1 protein-coding gene is annotated in these 2,198 nt (G+C 69.4%); it reads left to right on the top strand.

The annotated features are described in order from the left end of the window. Positions 1-35 precede the first annotated feature (35 nt). Positions 36-2,198, top strand: a 2,163-nt coding sequence (mutS, locus tag VEG08_15495) for a DNA mismatch repair protein MutS (protein ID HXZ29399.1), incomplete at its 3' end; no start/stop codon positions are given.

Genomic DNA, 2,198 nt, shown 5'->3' with positions numbered 1-2,198 from the left:
CGCGCTATAATCGCGGCAACCGAAACTCTGCCGCGATGAGCGATCCCTCCACGCCGCGCTCCGGCCCGCCCGCCTCCACCGAGGCGACCACCCCGCTGATGCGGCAGTACGCTGCGCTCAAGAAAGAGCATCCCAACGCCCTGCTCTTCTTCCGCCTGGGCGACTTCTACGAACTGTTCTTCGAGGACGCGGTGGTGGCGGCGCGCGAATTGCAGATCACCCTAACCTCGCGCAGCAAGGAGAAGGGCGTGGCCGTGCCCATGTGCGGCGTCCCCTACCACGCCGCCGAGAACTACATCGCCAAGCTCATCCGCAAGGGATTCAAAGTGGCAATCTGCGAACAGATGGAGGACCCGCGCTTCGCCAAGAAGCTGGTGCGGCGCGAGGTGATCCGCGTGGTCACGCCGGGCACCGCCGCCGACGCCTCGCTCGGTTCCGAGGAGAACAACTTCCTGGCGGCCATGGCGCACGTAGGCGACGCCGTGGGCTTCGCCGCCCTCGATCTTTCCACCGGCGACTTCCGCGCCACCGAGTTCCGCGGGTCGGAGGCGGCGCAGCGCATCCTGGAGGAACTGGAGCAACTGCGGCCGCGCGAGGTGCTCTTCGGCTCTTCCCTGCCCCTGTTCGAGAAGGCAGGCGAGGCGGGCCGCAACCCGCAGGTCTCCTGGGCCGAGACCCCGCTCGACGACTGGGTCTTCGCGCCCGACTACGCGATCCCGCTGGTCGAGAACCATTTTGGCGTGCTTTCGCTCGAGGGCTTCGGGCTGGCCGGCCGTCCGGCAGCGGCCTCGGCGGCGGGCGCCATCCTGCACTACGTGCGCTCGACCCAGCACGGCACCCTCGACCACGTGGACCGCATCGGCTTCTATGAGCGCCAGAACTGCCTGGTGCTGGACGCGGTGACGGTGCGCAACCTGGAGCTGATCGAGCCGCTGTTCGCGGGCGCGGGCGACGACGTCACCCTCTTCCGCGCCCTCGACCACACCATCACCCCCATGGGCAGGCGGCTGCTGCGGGCGTGGATCCTGCGCCCTTCCATCGAGCGCGAGGAGATCGAGCGGCGGCTGGACGCCGTGGAAGCGCAGGTCAAGGAAACCGTGCCTCGCGAGGAGTTGCGCCGCGCCCTGGGCGGCATTTTCGACATCGAGCGCCTGCTCAGCCGGGTCACCCTGGAGACGGCCAACGCGCGCGACCTGCTGGCGCTGGCGGCCTCGCTGGGCCGGCTGCCGGGGGTACGGGCGGCGCTGGCGCGACTGAAGGCGGAGCGCCTGGGCGCTCTGCGCGAGTCGCTCGACGAGCTGGCGGACGTGCGCGAGCGCATCGAGCGCGCCATCGTCCCCGAGCCGCCGCTCAGCTTCGCCGACGGCGGCGTGATCCGCGCCGGGGTGGACGCCCCGCTGGACGAGCTGCGCGACCTGAGCCGCAACTCCAAGCAGTACGTCGCCCGCATCGAGGAGCGGGAGCGCCAGCGCACCGGCATCGGCTCGCTCAAGGTGAAGTTCAACTCCATCTTCGGCTACTACATCGAGATCTCGAAGCCCAACCTGCACCTGGCGCCGGCCGACTACGAGCGCAAGCAGACCCTGGTCAACGCCGAGCGCTTCACCACGCCCGAGCTGAAGGAGTACGAAGCCAAGATCCTGGACGCGCAGGAGAAGATCGTGGAGATCGAGCGGCGGGTCTTCGGGGAGTTGCGCGCCGCCATCGCCGCCCAGGCCAAGCGCATCCGGCAGACGGCGCTGGCCCTGGCCGAGGTGGACGTGCTGGCCTGCCTGGCGCACCTGGCCGCCGCCGCGAATTACTGCCGGCCGCAGATCGAGGAGAGCGGCGACCTCGAGATCGTCGAGGGCCGCCACCCGGTCATCGAGCGCCCGGAGTTGACCGGCAGCAACGACCGCTTCGTGCCCAACGATCTCTTCTTGAACCCGACCACGCAGTCCATCCTGGTGCTGACCGGGCCCAACATGGGCGGCAAGTCGACCTACCTGCGGCAGGCGGCGCTGATCGTCATCCTTGCGCAGATGGGCTCGTTCGTGCCCGCGCGCAAGGCGCGGCTCGGGCTGGTGGACCGCATCTTCACCCGCATCGGGGCCAGCGACAACCTGGCCCGCGGCCGCTCCACCTTCATGGTGGAGATGACCGAGACCGCGGCCATCCTGAACACCGCCAGCCCGCGCTCTTTGATCCTCTTGGACGAG

It is taken from the genome of Terriglobales bacterium (assembly GCA_035624475.1).
Lineage (GTDB): Bacteria > Acidobacteriota > Terriglobia > Terriglobales > Acidobacteriaceae > DASPRL01.
Note: the sequence above shows the minus strand (reverse complement) of the source record. Positions and strands in the feature narration are given on the sequence as shown.